The sequence below is a fragment of the Magnetospirillum sp. genome, from assembly GCA_027532905.1.
GTDB lineage: Bacteria > Pseudomonadota > Alphaproteobacteria > CACIAM-22H2 > CACIAM-22H2 > Tagaea.
In genome coordinates this window covers 456,320-475,975 of the sequence record JAPZUA010000004.1, presented here as the reverse complement: position 1 = coordinate 475,975, position 19,656 = coordinate 456,320, and the positions used below count along the sequence as shown (strand labels likewise).

The following is a 19,656-nucleotide window of genomic DNA, read 5'->3' as shown; positions in this document are numbered from 1 at the left end:
AAGACTGGGGGACACGATGCCGAACCGTCAGCCGCACACCCAGCGCATTTTTCTGGTCGTCGTCGACCAGACGCCGGAACTCAAGATCGCGTTGCGCTTCGCGTGCCGCCGCGCTTTCCATTCGGGCGGGCGCGTGGCGATGCTGTTCGTGACCGAGCCCGCCGAGGGCGTGGAATGGATGGGTGTTGGCGAACTCATGCGCGAAGAGCGCCGCCAGGAGGCCGAAGCGCGCCTGCAGGAACTCTCGAGCCTCGTGCAGGAATTGTCGGGCCAGATGCCGATGCTGCATGTGCGCGAAGGCGACGTGCGCGACGAATTGCTGAAGCTCCTCGAGGAAGAACCCTCGATCTCGATTCTGGTGCTGGGGGCGGGCACGTCGGCCAAAGGCCCCGGCCCGCTCGTGTCGGCGCTGACGGGCAAATACGCCAACAAGCTGCGCGTGCCGCTGACCATCGTGCCCGGCAGCTTGGCCGACGACGAGATCGACGCGATTACGTGAGGGGGTGATAGTGCTGCCAGCACTTTTGATTTCTAAGGCTGTATCTAGTCAGCTCTTTCTGGCTGATTTGCAGAGTAATCTAGTATACTAAATCGAAATACACCGCGCGATGGCAGCTAACTAACAATTCTCAGTCCTTGGCGTGGCTTAGGAATTCCATACATCTCGCAAATGTCGGCTGCTTCGATGGCAAACAAATCTGCAAGATCGTCCAGGGTATAGTGAAGCCCTTTTAAATGAGCTTCGATTAATTCCTTGTCGAGCGTAGTTGTCTCTATAGGAAAATCCAATTCGGGCGGTTCAGCGCGCCTGTACCCCATGGAGCTAAATTTCTTCCACAATAGCTGTTTCTGACCTGGGCCTATGTAACCAAGCTCATCAGCGGCGTACAAAAGCGCAGCCATAGAGACGCGCCACTCCGGCTTCAGTCTCGCAAGCATTTGGATATCGATTCTTCGACCACGGAAATAAGGGCGAAGATCGTCCTGGGGAAGTAGAATGCCACTGGCAAAGGCATTTGCTTCCTTCTCCATTTCAGGCGTCGGGATGAGGTGCATGACGAGATGTCCCAACTCATGCGCCAAGGTAAAGCGCATCCGGTCTGCGGGGAGTTGGCGATTAAGGACAATAATCGGAGGGAGCCCAGTCAATCTAAGAGAGAGGCCATCTACATCAATTTTGTCCAGGTCAGAGTGAAATACGAAAATGCCTGCGCGCTCGACATAGCTCGTTAGATTGTGGAGTGGCCCTGCTGGAATCGACCACGCGCGGCGAACAAGCTTGGCAATCTCCTTGCAATTTCCGCTATAGTCTCCCGGCTCATAGCGCGGTAAAGTTAGTTCGGGCTCAAAGACTATCGACGGCATGAGTGCACGAAGATGTAATGCTCGGATATTTGAGTCTGCCAGCACGCGGTCAATGTCCCGCTGGGATACTGATTGCCGCTTTCTCCACATAGAGTGAAAGCTAAGAGGCAATCCCGATGGCTGGCTCGAAAACTCAAAGAAATTGGTTCTTACTCGCAACGCTTCTGCGCATTTAGAAACAATCAGCCCGGATGGTTCTAGCGCTCCATTTTCTGCTCGCGAAAGATACGCAGCGTCTACGCCCACTCGTTCCGCCAGTTCTTTCTGGTGGAATCCGCGATACTGCCGCGCTAAGCGCAGCATATAACCGTTAAACTTGCTCACAATTTTTACTTTTCGTCGTCCTTGCGACCCTTTTGGGTAGCAGGGAGCTTGATGATATTCGAACGAGGCGTTCCGATCGACGGCGGCGCTGTCGGATTTATGGAAGCGACCACGGCTTCGCCGGCATCGTGATCCGGCTGATAGCTCCAAACTACCGACTCGCCTAACCGCGCCGCTACAAGAATGTATTCGATTTTTGTCTCGAGTTCGTTGAGCACATATCCGAAGTCTATCGTATGGATATCGGGCAAATCTTCGTACGCGAACGGGAGAGGTAACTCGTTTGTCAATGCCAGCGTCGCTTGAGTGGGTTGAGCTCGCGTATAGCCTCGCCGATCCATCTTCTTTAAGCGCACAACAATTTCTCGATTAATCAAAAGCCGAATGGTCTCATGCTCTTCGAGCAGTCGCACGTCTTTGCTTTCGCCAAATTCTGCGCGCACTTCGTTCATTACATGCTGATGCATCAGAACAGCGATTGTTCGTTTGTAATCGTAACTTGCCCGACCCGGCAGGTTCGAAACCTGACTCCATGCTGTGTTTATGATTTCGCAAAGCTTCCGCTCATAGCGGGACAGTATGCTTTGGGCGTGATGCTCGGTTGGGACCATTGGCGGCTCCTTCGAATTAACATTCTTGGCGATTCGAATACCAAAATCAAGAAAAAAATTGACAAATAAATTGATTCGAATCTGATCAGCTATCAGGCTTCTTCAGCTTATATTCTTATTGCAAACAAAACTCGAACATTCTACCATGTAGCTAATGCCCTCGTGGGTAGGCGCTGTTTGAAAAGTGAATACAGAGTGTTCAGTCCAGTTCCGCTGAAATTTCGGCGGAATCATGGATAGAACCGAGCGTTTTCAATGGCCTGGGTTGAAAAACGTCGCCTTTATGTCGCTTCTGGGTCGCGTGTCCGTTGCGCCGATGTCGCGTCTATGTCGCGCAAGCGTCGCGTCAGGCGGGCGCCATCGTCGGGCAGGTGAAGACCTCGACCGGCTCGGCGACACCTCTGAGCGGGTGGCTGCCCAGCGAGGCGAGTTTTTCCGAGCTGATCGCGGCAAAGGCGGCCGACACGATCAGTTCGCGGTCGAGCGATTTGACCAGCTGTTCGAGCCGCGAGACCACGTTGACCGACGGGCCGATCGCCGTGAAATCGAGTCGGTCGGGGGCACCGATATTGCCGAGGAAAATCTCGCCCGTGTGCAGGGCGGCCACGGCGCGCAAGGGGAGTGCGTCGGCAAAGGCCGGGTCGGTGTTCATGGCGTTCGCCGCCTTGATCGCGTCGCGCGCGGCCCCCAGCGCATCGCGTGCGGCCATGCGCGCAAGCTCGACATCGACGATCGGGAAGATCGCCAGCATGCCGTCGCCGATGAATTTGATCACCTCGCCGCCATGCGCATGCACGGCCCCCACTTGGCGCTCGAACCAGGCATTGACGATCTCGACCATGCGTTCGGCCGGCAACCGGTCGCTCAGCCGCGTAAAGCCGCGCATGTCGGTCGCCAGGATCGCGGCCCGCAAAGGCTCGCCGGCACCGCGCCTGATTTCGCCCGCCAGCACGCGCGGGCCGGTCGAGCGGCCGAGATAGATCGACAGGAGATCGCGCGCAATGCGCCGTTCGGTTACGAGCGTGAGCGGGGCGGCGAGTTCGGCCAACACGTGCGCGAGGTAGGCGACGTCCGCGTCTGCGAAGCCGCCGGGGCGTTTGGTCGCCCAATTGACGGCCTGGAACGGGCGCTCGAACGTGCTCGGCAGAAAGCCGTACAGCGACAGCGGCTGGGCGAGATAGCCCGTGAAACCTTGTTCGCGCAATTCCGTGATCACCGGATAGGGATCTTCGTTCTGAAGCGGGCCAATTTGCAGGCGTACCGTCTCGCCGCGTTCGACCACGGCCGGGAATGGGCTGCTTCGGTAGGCGTCGCTGTCGCGCACGCCATGTTCGATCAGCGATTCTTCGGCCTCGCCGCTTTCGCGCCACCAGCGGATGCCGTAGCCCGCGAATTGCGGGTGCAGCAGGGAAACCGAAACGCCGGCCCGGTCGATCGGCACGCCGGCGGCGACGAGGCGCCAGCACAGACCGTCGAGCAGCTTGATCGGGCTGCCCGCCCCGTGGGCGGGGCCGCGCAGCCACAGCAGAACCGAATCGCGCGTCGCGTGTTTCGGGCGCGCCGCCACCGGGCGCACATAGCGGCGATGGCCGTGTACGCCGGCAGGGCGTGCGTTGCTCCGATTCGGCGGCGATGAGCTCAATTTAACTCTTTCTGTTTCAATATGTTGCAGTGCAAGGCTTGACAGGGTCGGCGTTCGGCGCCAAGTCAGCAGATAACCCAACTTCCTTCTTCAGTTCATAGCGCTGCTCTTAGCGCTGCGCATGGCCGGAGTAAATCGAATGTTCATCCAGACCGAAACCACGCCGAATCCGGCGACGCTGAAATTCCTGCCCGGCCGCGAAGTGCTGGCCGCGGGCTCCGCCGATTTTGCGAGCGCCGACGATGCGGCCGCCCGCTCGCCGCTCGCCGCCAAGCTCTTCGGCGTCGAAGGCGTCACCGGCGTGTTCTTGGGCTCGGATTTCGTGACCGTGACCAAGACCGACGACAAAGATTGGCACCTGATGAAGCCGGCTTTGCTGGGTGCCATCATGGAGCATTTCACGTCCGGTGCCGCCACGCTGGCGGCGGGCGGTGAAACCGCGCACGGGACGGCCAGCGGCGAAGACGGCGAGCTCGTGCAGCAAATCATCGAACTGCTCGATACGCGCGTGCGCCCGGCCGTGGCGCAGGACGGCGGCGACATTCTGTTCCACAAATACGAAGACGGCGTGGTGTATCTCACGATGCAGGGTTCGTGCTCGGGCTGCCCGTCTTCGACGGCGACGCTCAAGATGGGCATCGAGAATATGCTGCGCCACTACATTCCCGAAATCGTCGAGGTTCGCGCAGTCGCCTGACGGGCGAAGCTGCGGCACTTTCGAAAGGTTTTTCTATCGAGATGGCATACGACTCCGCACTTCGTGCGGCGCCGTCGGGCGGCTTTCGCACCGGCGGTACCGTCCTCGTCGCCGCGATTCTGGCACCGATAGCGCTTGCCCTCGCGCTCGTGCCGCCGGGTGCGCGCGCGCCGGGCCTCACGCATGGGCTCGCCGAACAGCTGCCGCAAACGCCAGAAGCGGCGGCGCCCGACATGCCGCGCCTCGCGCGCATGGCGGCGGGCGATCTCTACGCGCTGTTCGTCGAACGCGGCTACGAGCTCGGCAGCTTGCGGCGCGGCGGCGAGCCCGTCCCGCGCCTCGTGGTCGAGCAATTGCCGGGCGATCTGGCAGCCCTCGACTCGATCGATCTGCGCAAATCGGTGTTCATCAAATCGCTGCTGCCGCTGCTGCTGCTCGAAAACGAGCGCATTGCGGCCGAGCGCGAAAAGCTGATCGCCATCGTCGAGAGGATCGGCCCGCCGGACGCAACCGATACCGCTTTCCTCGCGGAGCTTGCCGAGCGCTACGATTCAGGCCCCGGAAATCTGCGCGAATTGCTGCGGCGGGTCGACGTCGTGCCGGTCTCGCTCGCCTTGGCGCAGGCCGCCCTCGAAAGCGGCTGGGGGACGAGCCGCGGCGCCAAGGACGGGCATTCGGTGTTCGGCCATATGCGCTTCGGCGTCGACGACGAAGGCCGCGTGCGGCATTTCGCCGATCTACCGACGTCGGTCGAGGCCTATGCGCTCAATCTCAATACGCACCGCGCTTATGCTGAGTTCCGCCGCGCGCGCGCCGCCTTGCGGGCCGAGGGCAAGCCGCTCGACGGCCACAGCCTCGCCCAGCATCTGCACCGCTATTCCGAGCGGCGCATGGACTATGTGCGCGATGTGCGCAGTATGATGCGCGCCAACGCGCTGCGCAGCTTCGACCAGGCCAAGCTGAATCTGGACGGCTAGGCGCTGCGGCGCACTTCCGTTTCGCCCGCCTGGGCGAGCAGCGCCGCCAGCTTGTCGCGCATCAGCAAGCCCGGCTTGTCGGACGGCATGTGGAATTCTTCGCCCGACATGCGCTGGAGCGGCACGTCCCAGTCGCACGCCTCGAGCACGGCGCGGTCTTCCTGCGTCACCTGCCGGTCGAACGCCACGACGGAGGCGGCCGGCGTGTCGGCCTCGGTGTCGTTGCGGTACACGAACTGCACGAGCTGGCTCGTGCGGTCGTCGATGGGGGTGGCCCCCGTCAGGATCGCGTGGACGAGGCCGTTCGGATATTTGATGCGCAGCTTGCGGAAGAACGGCATGTACCAGGTGCGCGTATTGTCGCGCACGGTCATCTCGTCGGCGAGGCCGAGATTCTTCTTCTGCAGATCCGGATTCTTGACGTGCACCAGCGAGTGCGTTTCGAAGCCCCACGGATAGTCCGTGTAGGTCATCTCCGAGGGCGAAGGATCCGGATCGCCGAAGCTCGATTTGTGCACGAAGGTGAAATGCGCGTTGTCGAACGAGTTTTCGAGCACGCGCAAAGCGCCGGCATTCCACGTCTCGTAAAATTCAGGGATGTGGCGGAAGGAAGGATCGTCGGCCTCCGGGATCGCCGGGATATCGAACAGCGGTTCGTCTAACGCCACCCACACATAGCCGTAGCGCGCTTGGGTGCGGTAGCTGTCGATCTTGAATTTGGGCGTGCGCGTCGGGTCCTTGTGCTGCGGGATGCGCACGCACGCCCCTGTGCCGTCGAACTCCCAGCCGTGATAGCCGCACACGAGGCGGCCCTGCTGGCAGAAACCTTTCGAGAGCTTGGCCGTGCGATGGCAGCAGCGATCGATGGCGGCAGCGGGCTCGCCGGCTTCGTTTCGCCACAGCACGATCGCCTCGCCCAGCAGCGTAAATGGTACCGGCTGGTCGCCGAGCCGATCGAGCGGCAAAACCGGGTACCAGAAGCGGCGCAGGACTTTCTGTTGGGTCACGAGCATGGCAAAGCCTTGGCTAAAGACAGTGAGCTTGCATGATCGTTGCAAGCTTCCGGCCAAACGGGCAAGGACAGAAAATGACGTTCGAGATCGCCGAACCGCAAACGATTTCAATGACCACGCCGGATGGGGTGCGGCTCGACGCCGATCTGTGGCGCCCGGCAGCGCCCGGCCCCTTCCCGGTGCTGCTGATGCGCCAGCCTTACGGGCGGGCAATCGCCTCGACCGTGGTCTGGGCGCATCCGTCCTGGTACGCCGCCCAGGGATATATTGTGGTGATCCAGGATGTGCGCGGCCGCGGCAGTTCGGGCGGCGAATTTCGACTTTGGCAAGACGAAGCGGCCGACGGCAAAGCGACACTCGACTGGATCGCGACCCTGCCCGACACGACCGGCAAGGTCGGCATGTACGGCTTCTCGTACCAGGCCAGCACGCAGCTTCTCGCGGCCGCGTCCGGGGCCAAGGGCCTCGCCTGCCTATCGCCCGCCATGCCGGCTTTCGATGTCTATGCCGACATGGCCTACGAGGGCGGGGCATTCCGGCTGCACCAGGCGCTGCTATGGGGCGTGCAGATGGCCGCCGACAATGCGCGGCGGGCGGGCGACCACGACGCATTTGCCGCTTTCATCGCCGCCTCGCGCGGCTTGCCATTGACGGCCGCGATTCCGGAACGCCCGCCGATCCTGGTGCTGCTTGAAAAATACGGTCATTACGCGAACTGGCTGGCACATCCTAAGCCCGGACCCTATTGGGCGGCGATGTCGGCATCGGCACAGTTGGGCGCCTGCGATCTGCCGATGCTGCATATCGGCGGCTGGTTCGATTCGCTGTTGACCGGCACGCTGGGCCTGTGGAAACACATGGCCAAAAGCGGGGCGCCGCAGCGCCTCAAGATCGGGCCGTGGACGCATCTACCCTGGGGCCGCAAGGTCGGCGAGCGCGATTTCGGCGCCTCGGCCGCACGCGGCATGGATCGCATTCAGCTCGCTTGGTTCGACCATTGGCTCAAAGGGGCGCCGCTGCCGGACGAGCCGGCCGTCGAGTTTTTCGAGATGGGCGGGGATCGCTGGCGGGGCTTCTCGGCGTGGCCTGAGCCTGCGCCGACGCGCTATTTCCTGGCAAGCGACGGGCTTGCCGCAAGCGACATCGCAGCAGGCACGCTTGGCGCCGCGCCCGCGTCTACGACCGCTATCGACCGACTGGTGTTCGATCCGTGGCGCCCCACCCCAAGCCATGGCGGCCATACCGGCCCTGTCTCGGGGGCGTACGACCGGGCTGCGATCGATGCGCGCACGGATGTCGCGACCTACACAGGCCCGGTGCTCGAGCGTGCCTTGCACCTGGCGGGCGATGTGGCCGCCGAAATCCATGTAACGGCCGACGCCCCCTGTTTCGATCTGTTCGCCGTCCTGTCGGACGTCGCACCGGACGGCAAAGTCTGGAACCTCACGCAAGGAATTGTGCGCGTCGAGAATGTGCAATTACCGGTTCAGGTTGCGATGCGCGCCACCTGTGCGGTATTGAAGCCGGGGCATCGTTTGCGCCTGTCTCTGTCGGCGGGTGCGTTTCCGGCTTTCTCGGTCAATCCCGGTACGGGCAATGTCCCCGGCACGGATGCGGTCGATGCCCAGCGCATTCTGTGTCTTTCCATCGGCAGCGGTGCAGCTGCCCCGTCTGCGATTCTTCTGCCGGTCGTGCCTGAATGAAAATCCTCGTCGTCTACTGCCATCCGGTCGAAACCAGCTTCAATGCCGAGATCCATCGCACCGCTGTCGCTTCCCTGCGCGCCGGCGGGCACGAGGTCGAAGACGTCGATCTCTACGCCGAAGGTTTCGATCCCGTGCTGACGCGCGAGGACCGGCTCAGCTACCACGACCAGAGCGTCAATCGGCTGAAGGTGCAGCGTTATGTCGATCTGCTGCAATGGGCCGAGGGGCTCGTCTTCGTGTTCCCCACCTGGTGCTATGGCTTGCCGGCCATGCTCAAAGGCTGGTTCGACCGCGTGCTGCTGCCCGGCGTTTCGTTCGAACTGACGGACGAAGGCATTGCGGTCCCTGCCTTGCGCAACATCAAGAGCATTGCCGGCATTTCCACCTACGGGCGGCCCTGGTGGGTCGCGACGTTCGTGATCAGCAATCTTCCCAAGCGCCATATCCTGCGCTATTTCAAGCTGCTTTCCGGCGGGCGTGCACGCACCAAGTGGCTCGCGCACTACGACATGAACCGCTCCACGCCGGAAACCCGCGCCAAGTTCCTGGCGCGCGTTGCAACCGAGATGAAGTCGTTCCGATGAATGTCCTGGTCGTCTATTGCCATCCGCGCACCGACTCGTTCGTGCATGCGCTCAAAGACACTGTCGTGGCTGCCCTCGGCAAGGCCGGCCACAAGGTGGCGCTGGCCGATCTCTACGCCGAAAACTTCCAGCCCGTGCTGACGGCCCAGGAGCGTTTCGACTACCACGACGTCGCCAAAAACTGCATCGGCATCGAAAGCGAGATCGAACGTTTGCGCCAAGCGCAAGCTTTGGTCTTCGTCTATCCGACCTGGTGGTACGGGCTGCCCGCGATGCTCAAAGGTTGGTTCGACCGCGTATGGGCGCCCGGTGTGGCGTTCGAAATCAATGGCGGCGTGATCCGCCCGTTGATGGGCAATATCGAAACCGTCGCGGTCGTGACCACGATGGGCGCACCCTGGTGGTTCTCCTGGTACATGGGCCATCCGGGCCGCATGTTCCTGTCGCGCGGCGTGCGCGCCATGTGCAAACCCGGCTGCCGCTTCCTGTGGCGCGGCCTCGGGCGCATGGACAGCCGCACGCACGAACAGCGCACGGTCTTTCTCGAAAAAGTCCGCCGTACGTTCGAGAAGTTTTAGGCGCGGCGAGAAGTTCTAGATCCAGCCCGTCGTTTCGAGTTCGACCGCACCGCCGCCCAATGTTTTGAGCGCCGGGCCCGTCGGCCAGCCCGCCATCTTGCCGGGATTCATCAGGCCCTTGGGATCGTGGCGGCGGCGGAATTCGAACTGCGCTTCGTCGATGCGCTTCATGCCGCCGTTCTGCAGCAACCACGTATGCGGATTGGCGATGCGGATGCCGAGTTCTTCGTGCGCGCGCACGAGCCGGTCGAGCTGGGCGCGGTCCTGCCATTTGAAGACCGGCACGCCCTGGCACGTGACCACCCCGTTGAAGCGCACGCATTCGTAATGGTGCATCATCTCGCCGCCTGTTGCGGCTTCGAGGGCCACGGCACGCGCCACCGTATCGCCGGGCGGCAGCATGCTCTGCAGATAGGTCACGCTGCGGTCCTTGCGGATCGTGTGCAAGGTCGTGTGGCCCCAGGAATACTCGTAGAGCGGCGGCTCGCCGGGCGCTTCGCCTGCCAGCCGGTCGAGCGTGATCTCCCCACCCATTTCGCGCACGAGATCTTGCCACGCCATGCGCGCGAAATCGGCGACCATCGTCAGCACGATCCACTGGCCGGCCGGGCACGCCTCGCGAATGGGACCGAAATTCGCGGCAAGGGCCGGATGCACCACGCCCGCAAGCTTTTTGGCGATGCCGTCGGATGCAGCAAGGGCGAGCCCGAAGCGCAAGGCGCTTTCGAAGCTCGAAAACGCGACGACGCCCTCGCGCCAGTCGATCGCGTTCTGGATCGGCACGTCGACCGACAGGATGAGCCCGTTGGTGCCGTAGGCGTGGTTGGCCTGCTGCACCGCGTCGCCTTCGAGATCGACGATTTGCGGGCTCGGCCCCAACGTGGCAACACGCAAACCCAACACGTTGCCGCGGTCGCGCAGCATGCCCCATTGGATCGAGCCGATCCCGCCCGAGCCGCCGGCGATGAAGCCGCCGAGCGTTGCCGTGCGCGCGGTCGAAGGATGCAGGCGCAATTCGGCCCCGTGCTGCAGCCGCAGCTCGAAATCGAGCGCCATGATCTTGGTGCCGGCACCCGCGCGCACGCGGCCCGGTGTGACCGCGCGTATACCTTCGAGCGCCGAGAGATCGACGATGGCCCCGCCCGCAAGCGGCATCGCTTGGCCGTAATTGCCGGTCCCGCCGCCGCGCGGCGTGAGCGGCATGTCGGTTGCGGCGGCCGCTTGCAAGACTGCAAGCACGTCGGCCTCGTCGCGCGGCATCACCACAAGGTCGGCGGCGAGGGCGCCGAGTTCTTCGCGCAGGATCGGCGAAAACCAGAAGAAGTCGCGGCTTTTGAGGCGCAAGCTCGCCGCGTCGTCGCGCACCGGCACGTCGCCGAGCAGGTCGCGAAAACGGGCAAGGTCGCTCACAGATCGACCTCGGCCCACTTGCCTTCGGTCGGCGTGCGCTCGTCCCAGGCGCGCATTTTGAACTTGTTCAAAAGCCCGTGCGGATCGGACGCGCGCTTGAATTCGTACTGCGCCTCGTCGACCACGCGCATGCCGCCGTCTTCGAGCAGATAGGTGTGCGGATCGAAGATCGGGGCGCCGGCCGCTTCGTGTGCCGCGATGATTTCGGCCAGTCGCTCTTGCGTCGTGTAGCGCACGAGCTGCAGGCCGAAACACGCGACTTGGCCGCCCAATCGCACGAATTCGAGATGCATCGGCACCTCGTCGCCGAACTCCTTGTAGAGCTTCTCGACGAGGGCTACGTGCTGCGGCGGTGGAAACAAAGTCTGCAGATAGGTGATGGTCTTGTCGACCTTGAGCGCCTGCAGCGTGGTGTGGTTCCACGTGAATTCGTAGAGCGGCGGGATTTCGCCGCTCTCGTCGGCAAGTTCGCGGCTATAGACGAGGCTGCCGCCATGTTCGGCCAGCAGATCCTTGAAGGCATCGAGGCTCGGATCGGCGATCATGCAGATCACGATATGCTCGCCCTCTTTGAGATGGCCCAAGAGCGGCTTGAAATATTTGGCGGCCCCCCAGGCGACGGGGGCGACTTCTTTTTTCACGATCGCATCGGCTTCGCACAGGCTTTGCGCAAAACGCACGCTCGCCATGAATTCGGGGAAGCTCGCGATGCAGTCGGTCCACGGCCAAGCGCGCGCCATTGCGATTTCGAGCTCGGTCACGATGCCGTTGGTGCCGTAGGCATGCACAACCTTCTGCGCGTCGTCGCCCACGAGGGTCACGATGCGCGGGGTTTCTTCGACCGTGACGACGCGCAATGCTTTCACGTTGCCGCGGTCGCGCAGCACGCCGAAATTGATCGAGCCGATGCCGCCCGAGCCGCCGGCGATGAAGCCGCCGATCGTGGCCGTGCGGCGCGTCGAAGGATGGAAGCGCATCTCCCAGCCTTGCGGCAGGGTCTCGGCTTCGAGATCGATGAGCTTCATGCCGGGCTGGACCTTGAGCGTACCCTTGTCGAGCGACACGATCTTGTCCATCGCCGTCATATCGAGCACCACGCCGCCCGCAAGCGGCATTGCCTGGCCGTAATTACCGGTTCCGGCTCCGCGCACGGTCAAGGGAATGCGGCGCTTGGCGCATTCGCTGGCGACCTTGATCACTTCTTCTTCGCTCTTCGGGATCACGACGAGATCGCCGAAGTGTTTGCCGAGCTGGCGTTTGAGCACCGGCGAGTACCAGTAAAAATCGCGCGATTTCTGTTTGACGAGGGCGGGCTCGTCGATCGTCTCGACCGGGGCGATCGCCTTTTTGAAAGCGGCCCAGTCGGCGTTGTGCGAAACCGGGGCGGGGGGGTCTTTCCACTCGTTTTTCATTGGGTCCAACGCGTCATTTTGCCGGGATTGAGCAGCCCGTAGGGATCGGATTGCTTCTTGAACGCAAGCTGGGCGTCGCCCGCGATCACCTTCGGGCCTTTGTCTTCGAGAATGTAGGTGTGCGGATTGGGCACGATGCAGCCCGCCGCCTCGTGGTCGCGGATGATCTCGTAGAGGCGCTCCTGCGTGGTCCAGCGCACGACCTGCAGCGCCGAATTGTTGACGCGGCCGAAGCGGCGTTGGAATTCGAGATGCAGCATCACCTCGTCGCCGTAGCGTTTGTACATCGTCTCGACGGTTTCGAGATTGCGCCCGATCGGGAACACGGTCTGCAGATACGTGACCCCCTTGTCGAGCTTCAGCACCTGCAGCGTCGTGTGGTTCCAGCAATATTCGTAGAGCGGCACGTCGTTGCCGACGGTTTCGTCGGGCGTGTCTTTCCACAGCGTGACCGTGCCGCGATGTTCGGCCGCGAGCCTCTCGAATGCGGCCCGCTCGCTGTCGGCGACCATGCAGAACGCAAAATGTTTGCCCTCGGGGCAATGGGGTTTGAGCGCCTTGAAATAGACGGCGATCGAACCCGCGATGACGGCGATTTCTTTTTTGACGATGCCGTCGGCCTCGCCGAGCGCTTGGCCGAAGCGGGCGGCATCCATGAAATCGTCGAACGCGACGATGGCGTCGCGCCACGGATAGACGAGCGCCAAAGCGATCTCGACTTCGAGCAGCACGCCCGTGGTGCCATAGGCGTGCGTTGCGGCGGCGACGTCGCGGCCGCGGAAATCGAACACGCGCGGCACGTTCTCGCACGTGGCCACGCGCACGGCCGGGATGCTGCCCCAGTCGCGCAACTGGCCCAGCATCGCCGAGCCCACGCCGGCGGCACCGCCGGCGACGAACCCGCCGAGTGCGGATTGGCGCTTGGTCGAAGGGTGCATGCGCAGTTCCCAACCGATCTTGCGCGCTTGCGCGTCGATCGAAACGAGATTCGCACCCGCTTCGAAGCGGCCCACACCGGGCTTGATGAACAAGGTGCGGTCGAGCTTTTCGGTGTCGAGCACGATGCCGCCATGGAGCGGTACGAGCTGGCCGTAATTGCCGGTGGCCCCGCCGCGTGCCACGAGCGGAATGCGGAACTGCGCGCATGCGCCCAAGATGCGCAAGGCTTCGTCCTGGTCCTTCGGCACGGCCACGAGATCGGCCGATTTGCGGTTCAGCTCGGCCTTCAGGATCGGGCTGTACCAGAAGAAGTCGCGGCTGCGCTGGCGCACGAGCTGCGGATCGTCGATCAACGCAATGCCGGCGACCGCTTTGCGGAAACCGGCAAGGTCGTAGCCGTGGCCGCCCGCATCCATGCTCAGGCTCCTACGACGGCGTCGAGTTCGCGATAGTCCGGCAGGCTTGTGTCGATGGCGCGCCCGTTGCGGATCACTACACGGTCGTGCTGCTGGCGCGACAGCAACTCGGAGAAGCTGCGCGCCGGCAGCACCACGAGGTCGGCGGGCAAGCCCGCCGCAATGCGGCCGGTCTCGGGCAGTTTCATGATGTCGGCGGGCGTGGTCGTCACGGCCTTGACCCAATCGCCGAGCGGATGGTCGAGCTGGGCGATGCGCACCGACTGCACGAAGGTCTCGAGCATGTCGTGGTCGCCGTAGGCGTAGAAAGGATCGCGCACATTGTCGCCGGCCACGGCCACGCGCAGGCCCGCCGCACGCGCCTCGTGCAGCACGGTCACGCCGCGCCAGCGCGGCGTGCGCGCCGGGGTGCGCCCTTGCAGATACATGTTGCACATCGGCAGGCTCACCATGTCGATGCGCGCGTCCGCACACAGCTTCAGCGTTTCTTCGACCGCTTCGTCGGGCTGCACCGACAGCGAGCAGCAATGGCCGACCAGGATCGGGCGCTTGAAGCCGCGCTTGGCGGCCATGCGCGCGATGCGGATCAAAGTGCGCGCGGTCGGATCGCCCGTCTCGTCGACATGCAGGTCGAGATCGAGGCCGCGCTCTTCGGCAAGCTCGAACACGCGTTGCATGTAGTCGTCGAAATTGGCGGGAACGCCCACGTGATCCTGGCCTGTGAGGCGCGTGACCACGCCGAGCTGCCCGCCGGTTTTGGCGACGAGGTCGGCGAGGCGCGGCCCGTCGTCGGTCGCGATCGGATCCATCGCCACAATCGAGGAGGCTTGCAGCGTGATGCGCCCGGCCCAGCGGTCGCGCAGCTTGGCGAACACCGGCCACGAGATTTCGGCTTGCGGCGAGAAACTGTCGAGATGCGTGCGGATCGCCGACACGCCGTGCGCATACGCGCAGCGCAGCGCAAATTCGAAGCGCGGCTCGATGTCGGCGGCCAGCCAGTTTTTCTTGCGGTCGTTGCCAACGGCGGCAAAAGCGCCGGCAAACGAGCCGTCCGGATTGGGCGAGCGCGGCCAGATATGGCCCTTGTCGAGATGCGTGTGCAGATCGGCGAAGGTCGGCCACACGCTCGCCTGGCGCAGATCTGGGCCGGACCCCGCATCCATGCTGCCGGCCGGTGCAAGGCCTGCCACGCGCCCGTCGGCGATCGCGATGTCGAGTTCGAGATGGCCGTCGGCGGTTTGCGGCGCCACAACGCCCGAGACCAGAGCGGCAGGAACGCGCACATGGCGCAGCGCATAGCGTGCTGCCGCAGGCGGGACGAAGAATCCAGTTCGCATGTCAGTTTTCCCGCTTGAGCGCGCTCTCGTGCCAGCGCCGCAGCGTCAAGTGCGACAGCAGCGACAGGCACATGAAAATCACGATGCCAGAAATCGAAATCATGAACAGGGCCGCGAACATGCGCGGGATGCGCAATTGGTAGCCCGATTCGAGAATGCGATAGGCAAGGCCCGATTGGCTGCCGCCGGTTCCGGCCACGAACTCGGCGACGACGGCGCCGATCAACGCAAGCCCGCCCGAAATCTTGAGGCCACCCAAAAAGTAGGGCAGCGCCGAGGGCAGGCGCAGATTCATCAGCGTCTGGAAACGCGTGGCTTTGTAGAGCTGGAACAGATTGAGCAGATTGTGGTCGGCAGAATTGAGGCCGAGCGTGGTGTTCGACAGGATCGGGAAAAACGCGACGATCCAAGCGCAGATCAGCAGCGAAAGCTTCACATCGTTGACCCAGATGATGATCAAGGGCGCGATCGCGACGATGGGCGTGACCTGCAAGATCACAGCATAGGGGAAGAACGAAATCTCGACCCATTTGGATTGCGCGAACAGCACCGACAGGCTCACGCCGAGGACCACGGCCGCACTCAAGGCCGCCAAGCTGATCGACAGCGTGATCCACAGCGAACCCGAGAGCGTGCCCCAATCCGCCACCATGGTTTTGGCGATCAGGATGGGTCCGGGCAGGATATAGACGGGAATGCCCTGCAGACGCACGGCAAGCTCCCAGCCGGCGAGGGCGAGAATCCCGACGGCGAGCGGCATCAGAATCTTAGGCCACGTCGCGACCGACACGCCGAGCACGCGCTTGTGCTGCAGGATGACGGGCGGCGCGTCGTCGCCGATCGTGATGGCGGGGCGGGCGGCTTCGGCCATTTTCAATGCGCTCCCAGGGCGTGACCCATCGCGACTTCGAGTGCTTGCGAGGCGCGGCGGCAATGGTCGTTGTAGAGCGGCGAGGTGCGATAGTCGGGCGTGCGTGGATAGGGGGCGGTCGTGTCGAGATCGGCGATGATGCGCCCGGGGCGCGCGGCCATCACGACGATGCGCTGCGAGAGATAAACGCTCTCGAACACCGAGTGTGTCACGAACACGACCGTGAAATTGGACGCGTGCCACAATTCGAGCAAATCGTTGTTGAGCTTGAAGCGCGTGATTTCGTCGAGTGCCGCAAACGGCTCGTCCATCAGCAGCACGTCGGGCTTGGTCACCATGCCGCGCGCGATAGACACGCGCATCTTCATGCCGCCCGAAAGTTCGCGCGGGTAGGCGTTTTCGAAAGCGCCCAAACCCACCATGGCGAGCGCTTCGGACGCGCGCGCGCGGCGCTCCTCTTTGGGAACGCCTGCGAGCTTCAAAGGCAGCATCACGTTTTTGATGGCGGTCGCCCACGGCATCAGCGTGGGTTCCTGGAACACGAAGGAAAGGCGTGGCAAGGCTGCGCCATGCGCGTCGTGGTCGGCCTCGGGCCAGTCGATGGTGCCGGCCGAAGCCGAGCCGAGCCCTGCGATCATGCGCAGCAAGGTCGATTTGCCGCAGCCCGACGGACCCAGAAGCGACATGAATTGGCGACGCCCGATATCGAGATTGACGTTTTGGAGTGCCAAGGTGCCGTTGGAAAACAGCTTGGCAACGCCGCGAACGGCAACGACCGGCCGGGCGGAGGGCCCGGCCGGTCGCGCGATTGCGGCCGCGTTGTCGGCAGCGATCAAGTTCAGCCCATCCCGACGCGCTTGTTGACGAAGCGCAGCGTGTAGGCCTTCGAGAGGTCGAGCCCGGCCTTGACGGCACCGGCGGCGACCATCGCGTCGTAGAAGCTCTTCCAGCGCGCGTCGGTCATCGCACCCACGCCCAGCGTGGTCGCGTCGCCCGACTGCACGATGCCGTTGTCCTTCATGGCCTTGATCGCGTAGGCAATCTTGGTGTCGTCCATGTCGGGGTTGTCGCGCTTGATGAGCGCATTGGCCGGGGCCGGATCGCCGTTCAGGTACGAAACCCAGCCCTCGATCGAAGCGCTCACGAAGCGCTGCATGAGGTCGGGCTTCTCGTTGACCATCTTCCACGAGGTGTTGATCGTGGTCTGGTAGTTGTCGAAGCCGTAATTGGCCATCAGATGCACGACCGGCTTCACGCCAGCCTGTTCGATCGCGAACGGCTCGCTCGACAGGAAGCCCTGCTGCGAGAGCGTCTTGTCGGCCAGGAACGGCGCCATGTTGAAGGTGTAGGGGCGCGCCTGCTCGTCGGTGAAGCCGAATTTCGACTTGAGCCACGGCCAGTACGACGTGCGCCCGCCCGCACCGATCAGGATCGGCTTGCCCTTGAGGGCCGGCAGCGTGTCGTTGCCCATGCCCGGGTGCGAGATCAGCACCTGCGGGTCTTTCTGCATCACGGCCGCGACGACGACGAAGGGCAGGTTTTCGGACGCGTAGTTGAAGCCCGCGAACGAGTTCGACATGATCGCATCGACCCGGCCGCCGACCAGCAGCGTATTGGGATCTTGCTGCGGGCCGCCCATGCGGATTTCGGCGTCGATGCCGTATTTGCGGTAAATGCCGGTCGCGACCGCCTGGTAGAAGCCGCCATGTTCGGCCTGGGCGCGCCAGTTGGTCTGGTACGAGAATTTGTCGAGCGTCTGGGCGCGCAAGGCGGGGGCCGCCAAGGTGCCGAAGGCTGCGGCGGCGCCAAACAAACCAAGCGAATGGCGGCGCGAAATTTTTGTTTCGCTCATTGCGATGCTCCTGTCCGGGGAGGGGGGTAAAACAAGGGTTTCAGGCAGTCTTTTCCGGTCCGCGAAAGCAGCAAAACCCGTACCATTGCGGTCCTGCCAAGGGCCGGTCGCTGGCCCCGCCAACATCCTAGCAAGCTGCCGTAAATTTAGGCAATGCGCCAGCGATTGCAGCAAACCTCAGCGCGATACGATGTTGGACAGCGGATAGCGGTCGATTTCCTGCAAGGCTTTGACGAAGCGGGCCGCAAAATGCTCGACGAGGATCTTGCCGCGCGCGGCATCGGCATCGGCGGCATTGCCGCACGCCCCCATCGGGTGCAGGTCCTGGGTTTCCCAGCCGAAGCCGATACGGCCTTCAGGGGCAAGGATTTCGTAGTCCTTTTCCATGCGCACCGACAACGGCTCGAAATTGCGGCATTCTTCCGTCTTCACGAGATCGCCGCGCAGATGCATCATCATCGAGGTTTCGCCCGAGCCGCCATGGATGCCGTGTTTGAGTTCGCCCTCCGGAAACAGATTGGGCGGCTTGCCGAGCGCGTAGTAGTTGATCGCGACCGCAAACATTTTATGGCGAACGCGCAGTTCGCGGCACACGATGTCCGAGACCTGCGGCTGGCCGCCATGGCTGTTGAAGATCACGAATTTGCGGATCCCGGCGCGCGCAACCGACTCGCCGATTTCGGCCCACAGCCGGATCAGCGTTTCGGCCGAAAGCGTGAGCGTGCCCGGATAGGAAATATGTTCGTTCGATTTGCCGACCGGCATCGGCGGCAGGAACGTGACCGGCAGATCCGCGGGCATCGTCTCGATCGCTTTGGCGATCACGCCCGCATTGATGCAGGCGTCGACATAGACGGGCAGATGCGGCCCGTGCTGCTCGATCGCCGCCACCGGCAGGACCGCGATCGCGCGCTCCGCGTCGAGGGCGGCGAAGTCCGGCCACGTCATTTCGTGCCAGTGGCGTTTGGGCAGTTTGGACATTTGCGCGGCCTCGTTTGCGTCAGAAAAATCTTGCTTCGAGGCTTGCGTTAGGCAAGCGGCGTGCCGCTTCAGGCCATCACGACTTTCTGCCATTTGAGATCGGCCGTGCCCTTGCCGCGCAGGGAGGCGACGAGATTGGGCGCGCCGAGATAGACGGGCTTGCGCATCAGATCGACATGCATCAGCACCACATGCTTGCCGAGCAGGCGGGCTTGGAAAAACTTCATCGAGCGCGTCTGCATTTCGGGCGTCGAGCACGAGGCCGCATCGACATGGACGACCACGATCTCGATGCCGCCGACGGGCACGACGGCGACATTGTATGTTTGGCCGGCCATGGTTGGGCGCTTCGTTACGGCAACGCTGCCGGGCTGTCCGACAGCGTGCGCATGTAGGCGATCAGATTGGCGCGGTCTTCGGCGCGACGAATGCCTGCAAACGCCATACGCGTGCCGGCAAGATAGGCGCGCGGGTTGGCAAGGAAGCCGTTGAGCTGCTCGTAGCCCCACTGGCCGTCTTCGCCCGGGCGGGCGGCAGCGGCCGTCAAAGCCTGCGAATAGTTGAAGCCGTCGATATGCGCCTTCTTCTTGGCGACGACATCCCACAGATTGGGACCCACGCCGTTGCGGCCGCCCTTCTCGAACGTATGGCACGAGGTGCAGTTGCGTAAGGCAGCCTTGCCCGCCTCGATATCGGCCGAAGCCAGCAGCGGGCCGATCGGCGGGAGTGCGACGGCCGGTTCGGCAGGTGCCGCCGCGACGGCGGTCTCCGGCAGCTTGATGTCGAGCACGGACTTTTCGAGCTGGCGCGGTTGCACCAGCATGTTGGCGATGAACCCAAGGACCGTCACAACCAGCACCGAACCGACGACGGCGCCGAAAATCTTGTTGAGTTCGTAGGAGTTCATGGTCGCGGCCCCGACTCGTGCTGAATTGGCGATT

The 19,656-nt window shown here is 63.1% G+C and carries 20 protein-coding genes; 6 read left to right on the top strand and 14 right to left on the bottom strand.

Features of this window, described 5'->3' with window-relative positions; all coding sequences use genetic code 11:
* Window positions 1-16: 16 nt before the first annotated feature.
* Window positions 17-499, top strand: a complete 483-nt coding sequence (locus O9320_16175) for a universal stress protein (GenBank protein ID MCZ8312384.1) — start codon at window positions 17-19, stop codon at window positions 497-499.
* A gap of 116 nt (window positions 500-615) precedes the next feature.
* Here O9320_16175 and O9320_16170 read toward each other — a convergent pair whose 3' ends face one another.
* From O9320_16170 to O9320_16160, 3 genes are all read right to left on the bottom strand, one after another.
* On the bottom strand, window positions 616-1,689 hold the full coding sequence (locus tag O9320_16170) for an XRE family transcriptional regulator (protein MCZ8312383.1): 1,074 nt from the start codon (window positions 1,687-1,689) through the stop codon (window positions 616-618).
* Between the two features lie 5 nt (window positions 1,690-1,694).
* Complete coding sequence (locus O9320_16165; protein MCZ8312382.1) at window positions 1,695-2,300, bottom strand: hypothetical protein; 606 nt, start codon at window positions 2,298-2,300, stop codon at window positions 1,695-1,697.
* Between the two features lie 346 nt (window positions 2,301-2,646).
* The gene (locus tag O9320_16160; GenBank protein MCZ8312381.1) at window positions 2,647-3,942 is read right to left on the bottom strand and encodes an adenylate/guanylate cyclase domain-containing protein; all 1,296 of its coding nucleotides are present in this window, start codon (window positions 3,940-3,942) and stop codon (window positions 2,647-2,649) included.
* Window positions 3,943-4,081: 139 nt separating this feature from the next.
* Between O9320_16160 and O9320_16155 the strand changes: the two genes are divergently transcribed.
* Both O9320_16155 and O9320_16150 read left to right on the top strand, forming a co-directional pair.
* Window positions 4,082-4,639: a NifU family protein gene (locus O9320_16155; protein MCZ8312380.1), complete on the top strand. Its 558-nt coding sequence runs from the start codon at window positions 4,082-4,084 to the stop codon at window positions 4,637-4,639.
* A 41-nt stretch (window positions 4,640-4,680) separates the two neighbouring features.
* Window positions 4,681-5,616, top strand: coding sequence for a glucosaminidase domain-containing protein (locus tag O9320_16150; GenBank protein ID MCZ8312379.1), 936 nt, complete (start codon window positions 4,681-4,683; stop codon window positions 5,614-5,616).
* Here the strand turns inward: O9320_16150 and O9320_16145 are convergent.
* Entirely contained in the window at window positions 5,613-6,629 is a 1,017-nt protein-coding gene (locus tag O9320_16145) for an aromatic ring-hydroxylating dioxygenase subunit alpha (GenBank protein ID MCZ8312378.1), read from the bottom strand. The two genes, O9320_16150 and O9320_16145, sit on opposite strands and share 4 nt — an antisense overlap.
* A gap of 74 nt (window positions 6,630-6,703) precedes the next feature.
* Between O9320_16145 and O9320_16140 the strand changes: the two genes are divergently transcribed.
* Genes O9320_16140 through O9320_16130 form a run of 3 tightly spaced genes read left to right on the top strand, consistent with a single transcriptional unit; the run spans window position 6,704 to window position 9,497 of the window.
* Window positions 6,704-8,332 carry a CocE/NonD family hydrolase gene (locus O9320_16140; GenBank protein MCZ8312377.1) on the top strand — a complete coding sequence of 543 codons (1,629 nt, stop codon included), beginning with the start codon at window positions 6,704-6,706 and terminating at the stop codon, window positions 8,330-8,332.
* Entirely contained in the window at window positions 8,329-8,919 is a 591-nt protein-coding gene (locus tag O9320_16135) for an NAD(P)H-dependent oxidoreductase (GenBank protein ID MCZ8312376.1), read from the top strand. The genes O9320_16140 and O9320_16135 overlap by 4 nt, the downstream gene beginning before the upstream one ends.
* Window positions 8,916-9,497: an NAD(P)H-dependent oxidoreductase gene (locus O9320_16130; protein MCZ8312375.1), complete on the top strand. Its 582-nt coding sequence runs from the start codon at window positions 8,916-8,918 to the stop codon at window positions 9,495-9,497. Before O9320_16135 ends, O9320_16130 begins: the two co-directional genes overlap by 4 nt.
* A gap of 15 nt (window positions 9,498-9,512) precedes the next feature.
* Here O9320_16130 and O9320_16125 read toward each other — a convergent pair whose 3' ends face one another.
* From O9320_16125 to O9320_16080, 10 genes are all read right to left on the bottom strand, one after another.
* Window positions 9,513-10,907: an FAD-binding oxidoreductase gene (locus O9320_16125; GenBank protein MCZ8312374.1), complete on the bottom strand. Its 1,395-nt coding sequence runs from the start codon at window positions 10,905-10,907 to the stop codon at window positions 9,513-9,515.
* A complete protein-coding gene (locus O9320_16120; protein ID MCZ8312373.1) occupies window positions 10,904-12,319 on the bottom strand; it encodes an FAD-binding oxidoreductase in 1,416 nt (471 codons plus the stop codon). Before O9320_16120 ends, O9320_16125 begins: the two co-directional genes overlap by 4 nt.
* Window positions 12,316-13,674: an FAD-binding oxidoreductase gene (locus O9320_16115; GenBank protein MCZ8312372.1), complete on the bottom strand. Its 1,359-nt coding sequence runs from the start codon at window positions 13,672-13,674 to the stop codon at window positions 12,316-12,318. Before O9320_16115 ends, O9320_16120 begins: the two co-directional genes overlap by 4 nt.
* Window positions 13,675-13,676: 2 nt before the next feature.
* Window positions 13,677-15,011: a cytosine deaminase gene (locus O9320_16110; GenBank protein MCZ8312371.1), complete on the bottom strand. Its 1,335-nt coding sequence runs from the start codon at window positions 15,009-15,011 to the stop codon at window positions 13,677-13,679.
* A gap of 1 nt (window position 15,012) precedes the next feature.
* Window positions 15,013-15,771: an ABC transporter permease gene (locus O9320_16105; GenBank protein MCZ8312370.1), complete on the bottom strand. Its 759-nt coding sequence runs from the start codon at window positions 15,769-15,771 to the stop codon at window positions 15,013-15,015.
* Between the two features lie 113 nt (window positions 15,772-15,884).
* Window positions 15,885-16,718 carry an ABC transporter ATP-binding protein gene (locus O9320_16100; protein ID MCZ8312369.1) on the bottom strand — a complete coding sequence of 278 codons (834 nt, stop codon included), beginning with the start codon at window positions 16,716-16,718 and terminating at the stop codon, window positions 15,885-15,887.
* Window positions 16,719-16,720: 2 nt separating this feature from the next.
* A complete protein-coding gene (locus tag O9320_16095) occupies window positions 16,721-17,734 on the bottom strand; it encodes an ABC transporter substrate-binding protein (GenBank protein MCZ8312368.1) in 1,014 nt (337 codons plus the stop codon).
* A gap of 177 nt (window positions 17,735-17,911) precedes the next feature.
* The gene (locus O9320_16090; protein MCZ8312367.1) at window positions 17,912-18,715 is read right to left on the bottom strand and encodes a creatininase family protein; all 804 of its coding nucleotides are present in this window, start codon (window positions 18,713-18,715) and stop codon (window positions 17,912-17,914) included.
* Between the two features lie 68 nt (window positions 18,716-18,783).
* Complete coding sequence (locus tag O9320_16085; protein ID MCZ8312366.1) at window positions 18,784-19,053, bottom strand: hypothetical protein; 270 nt, start codon at window positions 19,051-19,053, stop codon at window positions 18,784-18,786.
* Between the two features lie 14 nt (window positions 19,054-19,067).
* On the bottom strand, window positions 19,068-19,622 hold the full coding sequence (locus O9320_16080) for a cytochrome c family protein (protein MCZ8312365.1): 555 nt from the start codon (window positions 19,620-19,622) through the stop codon (window positions 19,068-19,070).
* Between the last annotated feature and the right edge of the window lie 34 nt (window positions 19,623-19,656).

Bases quoted from the DNA above. Each gene is read 5' to 3' on its own strand.
- O9320_16175 (MCZ8312384.1), top strand. From the start codon at position 17: ATGCCGAACCGTCAGCCGCACACCCAGCGCATTTTTCTGGTCGTCGTC.
- O9320_16165 (MCZ8312382.1), bottom strand. From the start codon at position 2,300: ATGGTCCCAACCGAGCATCACGCCCAAAGCATACTGTCCCGCTATGAG.
- O9320_16155 (MCZ8312380.1), top strand. From the start codon at position 4,082: ATGTTCATCCAGACCGAAACCACGCCGAATCCGGCGACGCTGAAATTC.
- O9320_16150 (MCZ8312379.1), top strand. From the start codon at position 4,681: ATGGCATACGACTCCGCACTTCGTGCGGCGCCGTCGGGCGGCTTTCGC.
- O9320_16145 (MCZ8312378.1), bottom strand. From the start codon at position 6,629: ATGCTCGTGACCCAACAGAAAGTCCTGCGCCGCTTCTGGTACCCGGTT.
- O9320_16140 (MCZ8312377.1), top strand. From the start codon at position 6,704: ATGACGTTCGAGATCGCCGAACCGCAAACGATTTCAATGACCACGCCG.
- O9320_16135 (MCZ8312376.1), top strand. From the start codon at position 8,329: ATGAAAATCCTCGTCGTCTACTGCCATCCGGTCGAAACCAGCTTCAAT.
- O9320_16130 (MCZ8312375.1), top strand. From the start codon at position 8,916: ATGAATGTCCTGGTCGTCTATTGCCATCCGCGCACCGACTCGTTCGTG.
- O9320_16120 (MCZ8312373.1), bottom strand. From the start codon at position 12,319: ATGAAAAACGAGTGGAAAGACCCCCCCGCCCCGGTTTCGCACAACGCC.
- O9320_16115 (MCZ8312372.1), bottom strand. From the start codon at position 13,674: ATGGATGCGGGCGGCCACGGCTACGACCTTGCCGGTTTCCGCAAAGCG.
- O9320_16110 (MCZ8312371.1), bottom strand. From the start codon at position 15,011: ATGCGAACTGGATTCTTCGTCCCGCCTGCGGCAGCACGCTATGCGCTG.
- O9320_16105 (MCZ8312370.1), bottom strand. From the start codon at position 15,771: ATGCCGCTCGCCGTCGGGATTCTCGCCCTCGCCGGCTGGGAGCTTGCC.
- O9320_16095 (MCZ8312368.1), bottom strand. From the start codon at position 17,734: ATGAGCGAAACAAAAATTTCGCGCCGCCATTCGCTTGGTTTGTTTGGC.
- O9320_16090 (MCZ8312367.1), bottom strand. From the start codon at position 18,715: ATGTCCAAACTGCCCAAACGCCACTGGCACGAAATGACGTGGCCGGAC.
- O9320_16085 (MCZ8312366.1), bottom strand. From the start codon at position 19,053: ATGGCCGGCCAAACATACAATGTCGCCGTCGTGCCCGTCGGCGGCATC.
- O9320_16080 (MCZ8312365.1), bottom strand. From the start codon at position 19,622: ATGAACTCCTACGAACTCAACAAGATTTTCGGCGCCGTCGTCGGTTCG.